Below are 16364 nucleotides of genomic sequence, written 5' to 3'. Positions count from 1 at the left end.
ATCATGTTTGATTTTGCTTCTTACCATCGCGCGACCACGATTGCAGATGCTATCAACCTGCTGACCAACAATCCGCAGACAAAACTGCTCGCGGGTGGCACAGATGTGCTTATTCAGCTCCACCACCACAATAACCGTTATCGCCATATTGTTGATATCCACAATATGGAAGAACTGCGGGGAATTACGCTGACAGAAGATGGCGGACTGCGAATTGGCTCTGCGACAACATTCACACAGTTAATTGAAGATCCGTTAACCCAACGCCATCTCCCTGCCCTGTGTGCCGCAGCTTCATCCATCGCTGGTCCGCAAATCCGTAATGTCGCCACCTATGGTGGTAATATTTGCAACGGCGCAACCAGCGCAGACTCTGCCACACCGACGCTCATTTATGATGCCAAACTGGAGATCCATTCATCGCGCGGGGTACGTTTCGTCCCCATAAATGGCTTTCATACCGGGCCAGGTAAGGTTTCCCTTGAGCATGATGAAATCCTGGTCGCTTTTCATTTTCCTCCACAGCCGAGAGCATATGCTGGTAGCGCGCATTTTAAGTATGCCATGCGTGATGCGATGGATATTTCAACGATCGGTTGTGCCGCCCATTGTCGACTGGATAACGGCAACTTCAGTGAGTTGCGTCTGGCGTTTGGGGTTGCAGCCCCTACGCCGATCCGCTGCCAGCATGCCGAACAGACTGCGCAAAATGCGCCATTAAACCCGCAAACGCTTGAAGCTATCAGCGAATCCGTCCTGCAAGATGTTGCCCCACGTTCTTCCTGGCGTGCGAGTAAAGAGTTTCGTCTACATCTCATTCAGACGATGACCAAAAAAGTGATTAGCGAAGCCGTCGCCGCGGCGGGGGGAAAATTGTAATGAATTACAGCGAAACGATTACCATTGAATGCATTATTAACGGCATGCCTTTTCAGCTTCACGCAGCGCCGGGCATGCCGCTTTCTGAACTGCTCCGCGAACAAGGGCTGCTTAGTGTCAAACAAGGGTGCTGCGTTGGTGAATGCGGTGCTTGTACAGTAATAGTTGACGGAACGGCAGTCGACAGTTGTTTATTTCTGGCCGCATGGGCTGAAGGTAAAGAGATCCGCACGCTGGAAGGCGAAGCAAAAGGCGGCAAACTTTCGCGAGTTCAACAAGCTTATGCGAAATCAGGCGCGGTGCAATGCGGGTTTTGTACGCCAGGGCTTATTATGGCCACTACAGCAATGCTGGCTAAACCACGCGAAAAACCGTTAACCATTACGGAAATTCGTCGCGGTCTGGCGGGTAACCTCTGTCGCTGTACCGGATATCAGATGATTGTAAATACAGTACTGGATTGCGAGGAAACGAAATAAAACAATCTCCGGCCTGAATTCAGGTCGGATTTTTTACAATTACGTATCCAACAACTCATATTTTTTAATTTTGCGATAGAGCGTGGCAATTCCAATACCCAGCTCATCAGCGACTTGCTTCTTGCTGTTATGACGTGAAAGCGCATCGCGGATCATCTGTTTTTCCATCTCCTCCAGCGCCGTACCGCCAGCATCATCCAGAGCCAGATGCCCCTCGCTGGCTTCAGTCACTACACTTTGTTCCATCGTGGCATTATTTAGCAGATTTGGTGGCAGAAGCGTGTTGTCGATAACTTCACCAGAAGGAACAACGTTAACTAGATACTCCATCAAATTGCTTAACTCACGTAGATTTCCCGGCCAACGATGCTTACGCAATAATTCAACAACATCAGGAGCAATGCCAGGATAAACCGATCCCAGGCGACGCGTATGCAGATGTAAAAAGTAATGGACCAGCAGTTCAATATCTTCCTGACGTTCGCGCAGCGGCGGTAAAGTTAACGGAATGACATTCAAGCGATAGAACAGGTCTTCGCGGAATTTACCTTCGGTAATAAACTGGGCCAAATTCTGGTTAGTTGCAGAAATGATACGAATATCGACTTGTATTGGACTACTGGCACCAATAGGTAGGATCTCGCGTGCCTCAATAGCCCGCAGTAATTTTGCTTGCAGCATTAACGGCATATCGCCAATTTCATCAAGAAATAGCGTGCCCGTGTTTGCCGCCTGAATCAACCCTGTTTTGCCATTGGCTGAAGCGCCAGTAAATGCGCCTTTGACATAACCAAATAATTCACTTTCCAGCAATTGCTCCGGAATCGCCGCACAGTTAATCGCGATAAACGGTTTGTTACGCCGTCCACTCAATTTATGGATAGCACGAGCCACCACTTCTTTCCCGGTCCCACTTTCACCAACGACCATAATGCTGGATGGGCTGGGTGCGATGCGGCTAATGAGTCGTTTTAATTGCCGCATAACCCGACACTCACCCACCAGTTGCTCAATATGCGGCTCGTCTGTGGTGTTTGCTACGGAAAAACTGGTATGGGACTGGTGAAATGCCATTAAAAATAGCTGTCGCCCCTGAATGTTATGTAACTGACCAATAATCAATTCACTTTTATCATCCCACGAGACAATATGTTGCATATGACCATGGGTAAAATTGCTCTCATATGTTAATGGCCTAAAACGAATAGATTTCCCTATTATATTATTTTGAACAACACCGAGAGTTTTTAACACCGTCTGGTTAGCAAACTGAACATGGTTTTCTTCATCTATAACTAATACACCCTGATCCATATTATCAATCATGGTAGCGAATATTTTACTGATGCTATCTCCCGGCCCTTGATCCTCCAGAAGTTTCGAGACAAAAATAGTCGATATATGGCGAACATAATCAGAAAACTCGCGTAAATTATCACTGATATGTTCTTGTTGCTCATGGGTCACAGCAATCAAACTTATCACACCGACACAACGATCTTGCAGAATGACGGGCGTGCCGAGAAATGCTTTTTCGCGACAACTTTCTTTGCTGTCACAGCCTTCACACAGAGGATCGAAACGGGACTGTGTCACGACCTTTTCGGTTTTGGTTTCGAGGACATAACGGAGCAAGCGGGAGTTGCTGCTCAACTGGCGGCCAAGAAATTTCCCATACGCGCCAGTTCCCGCGACGCGACACAAGTTTTCATCAACGATCTCAACCTCAAGTTGCAAAACGCTGGCAAGCATTCTGGCAAAACGCTGAATTGTTGGTTGAATTTGCATCAATACTGACTGCGTAGTAGCAAGCTCCATAACCTTACCTTCCAGAATCGCTTATAGGTTGATCGTTGAAGACGTTGATGATTCACGGATCATGATGATATTAACTCAGGCAAATTTTGCTTTGATAAGAACATAAGATTTTTATCACTTTCTAATGAAATTATGGAAGAGATATCACATTTCTATATCAATATGAGAATTACATGGGTGAATTTATCAAACTGACGAGGGATAAACTGTTCTGTTATCTTATTCCTGATAATTAGCAGCAAATAAATAACGCCACAAAAAAGCCAAACGTTTTCGTATATTCTGAACATTCAGCAACAGTCCCCAATTCGTGATCCAATCCACATATTACCCGTCAAATTAGCATTTCACTCCCTGTTAGATAATTCTGGCATGTTTATTGTTAGTCCCAGGTATAGCTGTGAAAACACCAACCATTTGGCACGTCACAGTGAAATAAACCACTTTGCCTGTCATTCCACTACCGGGATTTTATGATGAAAACTGTTATTGAGCTGATAAAGGATATCAATTCGCTGACCTCTCACCTGCACGAGAAAGATTTTTTGTTGACGTGGGAACAGACACCCGACGAATTGAAACAAGTACTGGACGTTGCTGCAGCGTTAAAAGCATTACGTGCTGAAAACATCTCGACCAAAGTCTTTAATAGTGGATTAGGTATTTCCGTATTCCGCGACAACTCCACCCGTACTCGCTTCTCTTATGCTTCCGCGCTTAACCTGCTCGGCCTTGCGCAGCAAGATCTCGACGAAGGTAAATCACAAATTGCCCACGGCGAAACCGTTCGCGAAACCGCCAATATGATCTCTTTCTGCGCCGATGCTATCGGTATTCGTGACGATATGTATCTGGGTGCGGGTAACGCCTATATGCGTGAAGTTGGCGCTGCACTCGACGATGGCTATAAGCAAGGCGTACTGCCGCAACGTCCGGCATTAGTTAACCTGCAATGTGATATCGACCACCCAACCCAGTCTATGGCTGACCTGGCATGGTTGCGTGAACACTTTGGTTCACTGGAAAACCTGAAAGGTAAAAAAATCGCCATGACCTGGGCGTATTCCCCAAGCTACGGCAAACCACTCTCTGTACCACAGGGCATCATAGGTCTGATGACCCGTTTCGGTATGGATGTCACCCTGGCACATCCAGAAGGTTACGACCTGATCCCAGATGTGGTTGAAGTGGCTAAAAACAATGCTAAAGCGTCTGGCGGTAGCTTCCGTCAGGTAACCAGCATGGAAGAGGCATTCAAAGACGCGGATATCGTATATCCGAAGTCATGGGCGCCTTACAAAGTGATGGAACAGCGAACTGAACTGCTGCGCGCTAACGATCATGAAGGTCTGAAAGCCCTGGAAAAACAGTGTCTGGCACAGAACGCACACCACAAAGACTGGCATTGTACCGAAGAGATGATGGAACTCACTCGCGACGGTGAAGCCCTGTATATGCACTGTCTGCCGGCTGATATCAGCGGCGTATCCTGCAAAGAAGGTGAAGTGACTGAAGGCGTATTCGAAAAATACCGTATCGCGACCTACAAAGAAGCCAGTTGGAAGCCTTATATCATCGCCGCGATGATCCTTTCACGTAAATATTCAAAACCTGGCGCACTGCTCGAACAACTGCTGAAAGAAGCGCAAGAACGCGTGAAATAACCCCTCGAGCCGATCGACAGGTCGGCACTCTATTTCCAGAGGCCAAAGGATAGGATATGTCCGTTTTCTCATTGAAGATTGATATCGCCGATAACAACTTTTTCAACGGCGAAACATCATCGCTCTTTTCGCAAAGCCAGGCAAAACTGGCGCGCCAGTTCCACCAAAAAATCGCTGGCTATCGCCCAACACCACTTTGTGCACTGGACGATCTGGCAAACCTTTTTGGCGTGAAGAAAATTCTCGTTAAGGATGAATCAAAACGATTCGGTCTGAATGCATTCAAAATGCTCGGCGGCGCCTATGCCATCGCTCAGTTACTGTGCGAAAAATATCATCTTGATATCGAAACACTGTCATTTGAGCATCTGAAAAATGCCATTGGCGAAAAAATGACGTTCGCTACGACTACCGACGGCAACCACGGGCGCGGTGTGGCATGGGCTGCCCAGCAACTCGGCCAACATGCAGTGATTTATATGCCGAAAGGTTCTGCTCAGGAGCGTGTGGATGCCATTCTGAACCTCGGCGCCGAATGCATCGTCACCGACATGAACTATGACGACACCGTTCGTCTGACCATGCTGCACGCTCAGCAACGTGGCTGGGAAGTGGTACAGGATACCGCCTGGGAAGGCTACACAAAAATCCCAACCTGGATCATGCAGGGCTACGCCACGCTGGCGGATGAAGCCGTTGAGCAAATGCGCGACATGGGCGTAACACCGACGCACGTTCTGTTGCAAGCTGGCGTTGGTGCGATGGCTGGCGGCGTGCTGGGTTATCTGGTGGATGTCTATAGCCCACAAAATCTGCACAGCATCATTGTTGAGCCTGATAAAGCTGACTGTATTTATCGCTCTGGCGTCAAAGGCAACATCGTCAACGTTGGCGGCGATATGGCCACTATCATGGCTGGCCTGGCCTGCGGCGAACCTAACCCACTGGGTTGGGAAATCTTACGTAATTGCGCGACCCAATTCATCTCCTGCCAGGACAGCGTTGCCGCATTAGGTATGCGCGTGCTGGGTAACCCATACGGCAACGATCCGCGCATCATCTCCGGTGAATCTGGTGCTGTCGGTTTGGGTGTTCTCGCGGCTGTTCATTATCACCCGCAACGTCAAAGCCTGATGGAAAAACTGGCGCTAAACAAAGATGCCATCGTGCTGGTGATCAGCACTGAAGGCGACACCGACGTGAAGCACTACCGCGAAGTTGTCTGGGAAGGCAAACACGCTGTAGCACCTTGATCCCCCTATTGGAACAACTCCCTGCCAAACAGGGAGTAAAAAATCTGGAGAAAATAATGGCTAAGAATATTCCATTCAAACTGATTCTTGAAAAAGCAAAAGATTATCAGGCAGACATGACTCGCTTCCTGCGCGATATGGTTGCGATTCCCAGCGAAAGCTGCGACGAAAAACGCGTTGTGCATCGTATTAAAGAAGAGATGGAAAAAGTCGGTTTCGATAAGGTTGAAATCGACCCGATGGGTAATATTCTCGGTTATATCGGCCATGGTCCGCGCCTGGTTGCTATGGATGCTCATATCGATACCGTGGGTATTGGTAATATCAAAAACTGGGAATTCGACCCATACAAAGGCATGGAAACCGATGAACTGATTGGCGGTCGTGGTACTTCCGACCAGGAAGGCGGCATGGCATCAATGGTTTATGCCGGTAAGATCATCAAAGACCTGGGTCTGGAAGATGAATACACTCTGCTGGTAACCGGTACTGTACAGGAAGAAGACTGCGACGGGCTGTGCTGGCAGTACATTATTGAACAATCCGGCATTCGCCCGGAATTTGTGGTCAGTACTGAACCGACCGACTGCCAGGTATACCGTGGTCAGCGCGGTCGTATGGAAATTCGCATTGATGTACAGGGTGTTAGCTGCCATGGTTCTGCGCCAGAACGCGGTGATAACGCCATCTTCAAAATGGGCCCGATTCTTAGCGAATTACAAGATCTGTCTCAACGTCTGGGCTATGACGAATTCCTCGGCAAAGGCACCTTGACCGTTTCTGAAATTTTCTTCACCTCCCCAAGCCGTTGCGCTGTTGCAGACAGCTGTGCCGTTTCCATTGACCGTCGCCTGACCTGGGGAGAAACCTGGGAAGGCGCACTGGACGAAATCCGCGCCCTGCCAGCGGTACAGAAAGCGAATGCTGTCGTTTCTATGTACAACTACGACCGTCCGTCCTGGACTGGCCTGGTTTACCCAACTGAATGCTACTTCCCGACCTGGAAAGTGGAAGAAGATCACTTCACCGTTAAAACGCTGGTTAATGCCTACGAAGGCCTGTTTGGTAAAGCGCCGGTCGTTGATAAGTGGACCTTCTCTACTAACGGCGTATCCATCATGGGTCGCCACGGCATTCCGGTCATCGGCTTTGGCCCGGGTAAAGAACCTGAAGCCCATGCGCCAAACGAAAAAACCTGGAAAGCTCACCTGGTGACCTGCGCCGCCATGTACGCCGCAATCCCGTTAAGCTGGCTGGCAACAGAATAATTACTCTTCACCTAATTCCCTCCGGTTCGCCGGAGGGTTTCTGGAGTTTGCTATGCACGTATTGATTAAAAACGGCACTGTCGTTAACGCAGATGGACAAGCAAAACAGGATTTGCTGATTGAAAACGGTATTGTTCGCCAGTTGGGTCGCGATATTTCGCCGCAGCTCCCATGTGAAGTAATTGATGCCACTGGATGTTACATCCTCCCTGGCGGCGTGGATGTTCACACGCATTTCAATATTGATGTCGGCATCGCGCGCAGTTGTGATGATTTTTTTACCGGTACCCGCGCAGCCGCGTGTGGCGGTACAACAACCATTATTGACCATATGGGATTTGGCCCGAGTGGCTGCCGGTTACGTCATCAACTGGAAGTGTATCGCGGTTATGCCGCCCATAAAGCAGTCATCGACTACAGCTTTCATGGTGTTATCCAGCATATCAATCATGCCATCCTCGACGAAATCCCGATGATGGTTGAGGAAGGGCTCAGTAGTTTTAAACTCTATCTAACCTATCAATACAAACTCAACGATGATGAAGTTTTGCAAGCGTTACGCCGTCTGCATCAGTCTGGCGCACTGACTACTGTACACCCAGAAAATGACGCCGCTATTGCCAGTAAGCGTGCCGAGTTTATCGCCGCTGGGTTAACTGCGCCGCGCTATCACGCGATGAGTCGCCCTCTGGAATGCGAAGCGGAGGCCATAGCCCGCATGATTAACCTGGCGCAGCTTGCCGGTAACGCCCCGTTATATATCGTCCACTTGTCTAACGGCTTAGGCCTGGATTATTTACGTCTTGCCCGCGCAAATCACCAGCCAGTCTGGGTGGAAACCTGCCCGCAATATCTTCTGCTGGACGAGCGCAGTTACGATGCAGAAGACGGCATGAAATTTATTCTTAGTCCGCCGCTGCGCAACGTTCGTGAGCAGGACAAACTGTGGTGTGGCATCAACGATGGCGCGATTGACGTGGTAGCTACCGATCACTGCACCTTCTCAATGGCTCAGCGCCAGCAGATTTCAAAAGGCGATTTCAGCCGTTGCCCAAATGGCTTACCCGGCGTGGAAAATCGCATGCAGTTACTGTTCTCCAGCGGCGTAATGAGCGGTCGTATTTCACCGGAGCGTTTTGTCGAATTAACCAGCGCGATGCCTTCACGACTGTTTGGTCTGTGGCCACAAAAAGGGTTACTGGCACCCGGTTCAGATGGCGATGTGGTGATTATCGACCCCAATAAACGCCAGCAAATTCACCATCGTCATCTTCATGACAACGCCGACTACTCTCCCTGGGAAGGATTTACCTGCCAGGGCGCAATTGTCAGAACCCTATCCCGTGGTGAAACGATTTTCTGTGACGGCACCTTTACAGGCAAAGCCGGACGAGGCCGTTTCCTGCGACGCAAACCGTTTGTCCCTCCCGTGATCTAACCACTGCTAGGGATCTATACACAATCAAGAATGATGAGTGAGGAAAAATGAGTAAGAAAATTGTTCTCGCCCTGGGCGGGAATGCGCTGGGCGACGATCTGGCCGGGCAAATGAAAGCGGTCAAAATTACGTCTCAGGCAATTGTAGATTTAATTGCCCAGGGACATGAGGTCATCGTCACTCACGGTAACGGGCCGCAGGTGGGCATGATTAACCAGGCCTTCGAAGCCGCAGCTAAAACTGAGGTACATTCACCAATGCTGCCGATGTCTGTCTGTGTCGCCTTAAGTCAGGGATATATTGGTTACGACCTGCAAAACGCCCTGCGCGAAGAACTGCTCTCCCGAGGCATTCATAAACCCGTTGCGACTCTGGTCACGCAGGTCGAAGTCGACGCCAACGATCCGGCTTTTCTTAACCCGACTAAACCGATCGGTTCGTTCTTTACCGAGCAGGAAGCAGAACGACTGACAAAACAAGGCTACACTCTGAAAGAAGACGCAGGTCGCGGCTATCGTCGTGTAGTTGCCTCACCTAAACCGATTGATATTATTGAAAAAGAGACGGTGAAAGCACTGGTAGACGCCGGCCAGGTAGTGATTACCGTTGGTGGTGGCGGTATTCCTGTCATTCGTGAAGGTAACCATCTGCGCGGCGCCAGCGCCGTTATCGACAAAGACTGGGCAAGTGCACGTCTGGCAGAAATGATTGATGCAGATATGTTGATAATCCTTACCGCAGTCGAAAAAGTGGCGATTAACTTTGGTAAAGAAAATGAACGGTGGCTGGACCGCCTGTCATTGAGCGATGCTGACCGCTTTATTGAAGAAGGACATTTCGCGAAAGGTTCCATGCTACCTAAAGTGGAGGCCGCCGCGTCATTTGCTCGCTCACGTGCGGGTCGCGAAGCACTGATTACCGTGTTGAGTAAAGCGAAAGAAGGAATTGAAGGTAAAACCGGAACGGTGATTTGTCAGTAATTCAAAGGCCGGATGCGATGTCATCCGGCCAACTTGATTTAAGCAACTTCAAGCACTTCTTTCGTCGCTTTTACGCCCTGATGCATCAGCATCATCAACGCTTCCAACACTCCACCACCAATTGCTCTGGCTTTATCAGAAACACTGGTGAAATCAGCCGTTTTGCCACGAGGGTCGATATCACCGATTTTAAAACCACCGACCACAGCCAGTCCATCGTTCAGCAAGCCACGCACCATGCCCGTCAACGGAGCTTTAACTTCATGCTCGCCAATCCAGGCTATGACATCCCCCTCCTCCACCAAATCGCCTAATTTAACGTTCGAACGCATCATGCCCGCACCCGGAGCGCGAATAACCCGCCGGGTGGTATGTCCCATAATATTGCCAGGAACGCCGGTATTCTCCTGCGCACAACCAGAATAAATGACTTGCCCGAGCCAGTGTCCGCGATTTGTTTCAATCACCGCATGACAATCTACTCCTGCGGTAAAACCAGGCCCAAGTGCAATTGTCACTGGTGCCATATCAGCACGCATACCCAAATTCTGTTTCGCCAGAATGGCGTCCACCACGCAGAGCGGTTTAAGTTCATCGAGCTGCGCACAGGTGGGATCGACCATCACCGGAATAAACCCACGCTCAGTCAGCTTCGTTGCCTCCACAGAGCTGGAGACCAGCCGAGCAGTGACACCTTCAACCGTCATTTCGCCATCAAATACGGCCTGGGCAAACGCCACGCTGCAGCGAATCACCGTCGGTTTTTCCACTTCCAGCATGATCACTTTGAAACCCGCATGATACAGCCGCAGCGCCACCCCAGTGGCGATGTCTCCCGCCCCGCGAATCACCACTAATTGATGTCCGGAAGGATGTGAAGGTTTCATCATCAGCCCACCAGGCGCGTTATTTTTAACTTGTAAGATCTCTGCCAGCACGCTGATGGCGATCTCCTGCGGTGTTTCGGCACCGATGTTGTAGCCCACCGGCGCATGCAAACGGGCAATATGGTCTTCTGACACGCCTTTCTCACGCAACTGGCGCAGGAATAGTTGAACCTTACGGCGGCTTGCCAGTAATCCCAGCCATGCGACTGGCTGTTCAATGAATTTATCGAGAACTTCACGATCCTGATTATTGGTGGCAATAAGAACAAAATTCTCAGGTCGAATTTCCAGCGCCTCCACCGCTGCGCCAAACGAATCTGCATGCAGTAATGTTGTTGATGGCGGGAAAAGTTCAGGATTCAGACTTTCACGATAAATATCGGCAACGGCGATATCAAACCCCAACAGAGCCGCACTCTGGGCAATGGCCCGGTTGACATGCCCCGCGCCGATTAATACCAGCCGTGGACGCATACCATGTACGCTAATAAATACTGACATTGCACCTCCGCAATCTGATCCGACAGCATCCGCTCCGTTACGGGCCATGCGTCCATGGAATAAACGCGGCTTACGTTCCTGCAATGCCTCCAGCGACTCTTCAATCACCTTACGCTCAACCATTCCTCCACCAATCGTACCGACGATGGAACCGTCTGCACGCACTAACATTTGTGCAGAATGGCGAGGTGTAGAGCCTCGGCTATCAACAATTTGCGCTATCACAAACGGACAATTTTGCTCTTCTAGTTTTGCAGCCTCTGTGAAAATATTCATACCAACCTCAATGGATATCCTTTCAGTTACCCGGAATGCCCGGGCTGCTATTTCACAAATCTGCGCGCGATTGCAGGATTTTCTTGTATATCGCCCAGCCAGATTGCCTCTACGTCATGTTGTTGCAGTGGCTTGAGTAGCTCACTTTGTACGATCACATTCTCACATTGAGAAAAACGGTTAATAAACCAGACTCGCCGACAACCTGAAGGCACGTTTTTAAACGCGCCCAGAGGATGACGAACCAGCGAAACGAGATCGCTAAATTGCAAGGTCGACCCCGGCGTCAGCCCGGTGATGTCGGCAAACTGCGGCCAGCGATGGATATTTTCTGCGTCAATTATCGTGCCCAGTAAATGCCCACTCATCACAGCGATCACGCAACAACTGCTTTGTGGTATGCAAGGTTCGTGCTCATCCGGCGCTTTTAACGGCAATCCACGCGAGCCATCTGCCTCAACGAGAATCACGTCACATTCCGGACGTTGCGCCAGCGCATCAATGACGTCTGGTGCAAACCCCTGGGCTTTCCCTGACTGCGCTTTCCAGCGGTTAAAACAAAATGAAACAGGCGACGTGAGAGACACATGAGGAAGCATTACGGGATCGCGGCAGAAAATCACAGGCCAGCAGGAATCGGGCAAAAACATATGAGTGGTTGTAGTGATTAAAACGCGCCTGCCGCTGGACTGAAATAACTGCGCCAGCCAAAAAAGCAGGCTGGTTTTTCCCCCTGCACCAACAACAGAAATGACTGCGGGGTGTTTCTTTGCGCCTAAATCAATGAATAACATTGCCGGGTCAATTATACTTTTCACGAGCCTTCTGGGACCTCTCTGAGGTAAATTAGCCCCATCACTTTATTTGTAGGAAAGTGACACAATTTTCAGGTATGACTTGCCAATAAATAATGGAAACTCTATGTCAGCCATCGACTGTATAATTACCGCTGCCGGATTATCATCAAGAATGGGGCAATGGAAAATGATGTTACCCTGGCAACAGGGAACAATTCTTGATGCAAGTATCAAAAATGCGTTGCAGTTTTGTAGTCGAATTATTTTAGTAACCGGTTATCGTGCTGATGAACTGCATAATCGCTACGTAAACAATGCCAATATCACTATTATTTATAACCCTGATTATGCGCTGGGCTTGCTGACCTCGGTGAAAGCCGCAGCCCCCTCGGTTGAAACAGCGCATTGTTTTATCACCCATGGCGACATGCCCAATCTGAACACCGATATTTTCCGAAAAATCTGGGCATTACGTAACAATGGCGCAATACTCCCTCAGCACAACGGCATACCTGGACATCCGATTTTAATGTCGAAATCGTGCCTGATGCAGGCGGTCCAGCGACCTAATGTTAGCAATATGCGTCAAGCATTGCTGATGGGTGAACACTATTTCGTCGAAATGGAAAATGAAGAAATAATTTTAGATATTGATACTCCCGAAGATTTTATTAATGCACAAAAAAGCATGCTTAAATTTAGAAAACCCAGTTAAACGATTGCGTTCAAATATTTAACCCACTCACTACGCCTTTATCATAATGATAAGGAATCACTGTTTTTGAGAAACGAGAAAAGGTGATAAAAACCCTGGCAATAATAAACCTCAGGAGTGATTTTAATTCTCATTTGGCTACTGTGAGATAATTCACAAAAAGCGTTTAACTTTCGAATCGCCTCACATTTTTTTATATTACCAGGCAAAGTTGGCAAGAGTGGTGCGATTGTTGCTCTATCCCTCTAAACCACCGGATTTCTCAATACCGGTCACTCAATGATATCTGTGTAAGCTAAGGAGAGGGTTATGGGGGATATTATGCGTCCCATTCCGTTTGAGGAACTTTTGACGCGCATATTTGATGAATACCAACAACAACGCTCTATCTTTGGTATTCCTGAGCAGCAGTTTTACTCACCCGTAGAAGGTAAATCTGTCAACGTATTCGGTGAAACCTGTGCTACCCCCGTCGGCCCTGCCGCTGGCCCGCACACGCAACTCGCACAAAATATCGTCACCTCATGGCTGACCGGCGGACGATTCATCGAACTAAAAACGGTACAAATTCTTGACCGTCTGGAGCTAGAAAAACCCTGTATCGACGCAGAAGACGAGTGTTTTAACACCGAATGGTCTACCGAATTCACTCTGCTTAAAGCATGGGATGAATACCTTAAAGCCTGGTTTGCCTTGCATCTGCTTGAAGCCATGTTCCAACCTTCCAACTCAGGTAAATCGTTCATCTTTAATATGAGCGTCGGTTACAACCTCGACGGTATTAAACAACCACCAATGCAGCAATTCATCGACAATATGATGGACGCATCTGCACATCCGAAATTCACCCAATACCGCGATACGCTTAATAAACTGCTCCTGGATGATGCGTTTTTAGCCCGCCACGGTTTGCAGGGTAAACGCGCGCATTTACAGGCACTACCGGCACGTATCCCTACCAGCATGGTGCAAGGCGTAACCCTCTCCACTATGCACGGCTGCCCTCCACATGAAATCGAAGCCATTTGCCGCTACATGTTGGAAGAAAAAGAGCTGAACACTTTCGTGAAACTTAACCCGACTTTGTTGGGCTACACACGGGTACGTGAAATTCTTGATGGCTGCGGGTTCGATTACATCGGCTTAAAAGAAGAGTCTTTTGATCATGATCTGAAGCTGACACAGGCGCTGGAGATGCTGCAACGCCTGATGGCGCTGGCTAAAGAGAAATCGCTCAGCTTTGGCGTCAAACTGACTAACACTCTCGGCACTATCAACAACAAAGGCGCCTTGCCTGGTGAAGAGATGTATATGTCCGGGCGTGCGCTGTTCCCGCTCTCTATCAATGTTGCAGCAGTTCTGTCCCGCGCCTTTGATGGCAGACTGCCTATCTCTTATTCCGGCGGCGCCAGCCAACTGACTATCCGCGATATTTTCGATACTGGTATTCGCCCGATCACCATGGCAACTGACCTGTTGAAACCCGGCGGCTATCTGCGTTTAAGCGCCTGCATGCGTGAACTGGAAGCGTCAGATGCCTGGGGTCTCGACCACGTTGATGTTGAACGGCTGAACAAGCTGGCGGCAGACGCGTTAACCATGGAGTACACCCAGAAACACTGGAAGCCCGAAGAGCGTATTGAAGTGGCGGAAGATCTGCCGCTGACCGACTGCTACGTTGCACCATGTGTCACCGCTTGCGCCATCCAACAGGATATCCCTGAATATATTCGCCTGCTGGGCGAGCACCGCTATGCCGACGCGCTGGAACTTATCTATCAGCGCAACGCCCTGCCCGCCATTACCGGTCACATTTGCGATCATCAATGCCAGTACAACTGTACCCGCCTGGACTACGACAGTGCGCTGAATATCCGCGAACTGAAAAAAGTCGCGCTGGAAAAAGGCTGGGATGAGTATAAACAGCGCTGGCACAAACCAGCGGGTTCCGGTTCACGCCACCCAGTCGCCGTGATTGGCGCGGGCCCGGCGGGTCTGGCGGCAGGTTACTTCCTTGCCAGAGCCGGTCATCCGGTCACGCTATTTGAACGCGAAGCCAATGCGGGCGGCGTGGTGAAAAATATCATTCCCCAGTTCCGTATCCCGGCGGAGTTAATTCAGCACGATATCGATTTTGTCGCTGACCATGGGGTGAAATTTGAGTATGGCGGTTCATCGACTTTAACCGTCGAACAATTAAAAAATCAGGGCTTCCATTACATTCTGATCGCTACCGGCACCGATAAAAACAGCGGTGTAAAACTGGCGGGCGACAATCAACATGTCTGGAAATCTCTCCCCTTCCTGCGCGAATACAACAAAGGTGCAGCGCTCCACCTGGGCAAGCATGTGGCGATTGTCGGAGCTGGTAACACCGCGATGGACTGCGCGCGCGCCGCATTACGCGTACCTGGCGTCGAAAAAGCGACCGTCATTTACCGTCGTTCACTGCAAGAGATGCCAGCGTGGCGTGAAGAGTATGAAGAAGCACTGCACGATGGTGTAGAGTTCCGTTTCCTGAACAACCCGGAACATTTTGATGCCGACGGTACCTTAACACTGCGCGTCATGTCGCTTGGTGAACCTGATGAGAAAGGTCGTCGCCGTCCGGTTGAAACCAGCGAAACAATGACGCTGCATGTAGACAGCCTGATTACCGCCATTGGCGAACAGCAGGACACTGAAGCCTTGAACGCTATGGGCGTACCACTGGACAAAAACGGCTGGCCAGATGTCGATCACAACGGTGAAACTCGCCTCGCTGACGTCTTTATGATTGGTGACGTTCAACGCGGGCCGTCCTCTATTGTCGCAGCGGTTGGAACCGCACGTCGGGCAACGGATGCCATCCTTAGCCGGGAAAACATCCGTTCACACCAGAGCGATAAATACTGGAACAACGCCAACCCTGCGGAAATCTATCTACGCAAAGGCGATATCTCTATCTCCATGGTAAATAGCGACGACCGTGACGCATTTGTCGCTCAGGAAGCCGCACGCTGCCTTGAATGTAACTATGTTTGCAGCAAGTGCGTCGATGTCTGCCCGAACCGCGCCAACGTCTCTATTCCGGTTCCAGGATTCCAGAACCGTTTCCAGACGCTCCACCTCGATGCCTACTGCAACGAATGTGGTAACTGTGCCCAATTCTGCCCATGGAATGGCAGACCATACAAAGACAAAATCACCGTCTTTAGCCTGTCGCAGGATTTTGATAACAGCAGCAACCCTGGCTTCCTGGTGGAAAATGACCGGGTGCGCGTACGTCTGAATAACCAAAGCTGGAATCTGAACATCGACAGCGAAGGGCTGTTTAACAACGTGCCACCGGAGCTAAACAATATGTGCCGCATTATCAGCCATATCCACCAGCATCATCATTATCTGCTGGGCCACGTGGAGGTGTAAT

Annotated in this window: 12 protein-coding genes; 9 read left to right on the top strand and 3 right to left on the bottom strand. The window is 49.6% G+C overall.

Going from position 1 to position 16364, the window contains the following annotated elements; translation table 11 throughout:
- Positions 1 to 3: 3 nt before the first annotated feature.
- Both xdhB and xdhC read left to right on the top strand, forming a co-directional pair.
- A complete protein-coding gene (xdhB, locus tag SK36_RS01830; protein ID WP_048220612.1) occupies positions 4 to 879 on the top strand; it encodes a xanthine dehydrogenase FAD-binding subunit XdhB in 876 nt (291 codons plus the stop codon).
- Complete coding sequence (gene xdhC / locus SK36_RS01825) at positions 879 to 1358, top strand: xanthine dehydrogenase iron sulfur-binding subunit XdhC (protein WP_045447167.1); 480 nt, start codon at positions 879 to 881, stop codon at positions 1356 to 1358. The genes xdhB and xdhC overlap by 1 nt, the downstream gene beginning before the upstream one ends.
- 39 nt (positions 1359 to 1397) lie before the next feature.
- Here xdhC and SK36_RS01820 read toward each other — a convergent pair whose 3' ends face one another.
- Positions 1398 to 3176 (bottom strand): sigma-54 interaction domain-containing protein, encoded by a 1779-nt coding sequence (locus SK36_RS01820; protein WP_048220611.1) that lies wholly within the window; start codon positions 3174 to 3176, stop codon positions 1398 to 1400.
- 476 nt (positions 3177 to 3652) lie between these two features.
- On the opposite strand from SK36_RS01820, the gene ygeW reads away from it, so the two are divergent.
- From ygeW to arcC, 5 genes are read left to right on the top strand one after another with little or no spacing between them, the layout of a single operon-like run.
- Positions 3653 to 4840: a knotted carbamoyltransferase YgeW gene (ygeW, locus tag SK36_RS01815; RefSeq protein ID WP_045447173.1), complete on the top strand. Its 1188-nt coding sequence runs from the start codon at positions 3653 to 3655 to the stop codon at positions 4838 to 4840.
- Positions 4841 to 4896: 56 nt separating this feature from the next.
- Entirely contained in the window at positions 4897 to 6093 is a 1197-nt protein-coding gene (gene dpaL, locus SK36_RS01810; RefSeq protein WP_048220610.1) for a diaminopropionate ammonia-lyase, read from the top strand.
- Between the two features lie 56 nt (positions 6094 to 6149).
- Positions 6150 to 7361: a YgeY family selenium metabolism-linked hydrolase gene (locus SK36_RS01805; RefSeq protein WP_048220609.1), complete on the top strand. Its 1212-nt coding sequence runs from the start codon at positions 6150 to 6152 to the stop codon at positions 7359 to 7361.
- Between the two features lie 52 nt (positions 7362 to 7413).
- A complete protein-coding gene (hyuA, locus tag SK36_RS01800) occupies positions 7414 to 8799 on the top strand; it encodes a D-phenylhydantoinase (RefSeq protein ID WP_048220608.1) in 1386 nt (461 codons plus the stop codon).
- A 47-nt stretch (positions 8800 to 8846) separates the two neighbouring features.
- Positions 8847 to 9779 carry a carbamate kinase gene (gene arcC / locus SK36_RS01795; protein WP_048220607.1) on the top strand — a complete coding sequence of 311 codons (933 nt, stop codon included), beginning with the start codon at positions 8847 to 8849 and terminating at the stop codon, positions 9777 to 9779.
- Positions 9780 to 9817: 38 nt separating this feature from the next.
- Here arcC and yqeB read toward each other — a convergent pair whose 3' ends face one another.
- Both yqeB and yqeC read right to left on the bottom strand, forming a co-directional pair.
- Positions 9818 to 11443: a selenium-dependent molybdenum cofactor biosynthesis protein YqeB gene (yqeB, locus tag SK36_RS01790; RefSeq protein WP_048220606.1), complete on the bottom strand. Its 1626-nt coding sequence runs from the start codon at positions 11441 to 11443 to the stop codon at positions 9818 to 9820.
- 47 nt (positions 11444 to 11490) lie between these two features.
- Positions 11491 to 12261 carry a selenium cofactor biosynthesis protein YqeC gene (gene yqeC, locus SK36_RS01785; RefSeq protein ID WP_045447194.1) on the bottom strand — a complete coding sequence of 257 codons (771 nt, stop codon included), beginning with the start codon at positions 12259 to 12261 and terminating at the stop codon, positions 11491 to 11493.
- 103 nt (positions 12262 to 12364) lie between these two features.
- Here yqeC and mocA point away from each other — a divergent pair, with 103 nt between their 5' ends.
- Complete coding sequence (gene mocA, locus SK36_RS01780) at positions 12365 to 12955, top strand: molybdenum cofactor cytidylyltransferase (protein ID WP_048220605.1); 591 nt, start codon at positions 12365 to 12367, stop codon at positions 12953 to 12955.
- A gap of 309 nt (positions 12956 to 13264) precedes the next feature.
- Complete coding sequence (ygfK, locus tag SK36_RS01775; protein WP_048220604.1) at positions 13265 to 16363, top strand: putative selenate reductase subunit YgfK; 3099 nt, start codon at positions 13265 to 13267, stop codon at positions 16361 to 16363.
- The last annotated feature ends 1 nt before the right edge of the window (position 16364 follow it).

The sequence above is a fragment of the Citrobacter sp. MGH106 genome (assembly GCF_001037495.1).
GTDB classification, from domain to species: domain Bacteria; phylum Pseudomonadota; class Gammaproteobacteria; order Enterobacterales; family Enterobacteriaceae; genus Citrobacter; species Citrobacter murliniae.
The sequence above is the reverse complement of the archived record's forward strand: the minus strand, read 5'-3'. Positions and strand labels throughout refer to the sequence as shown.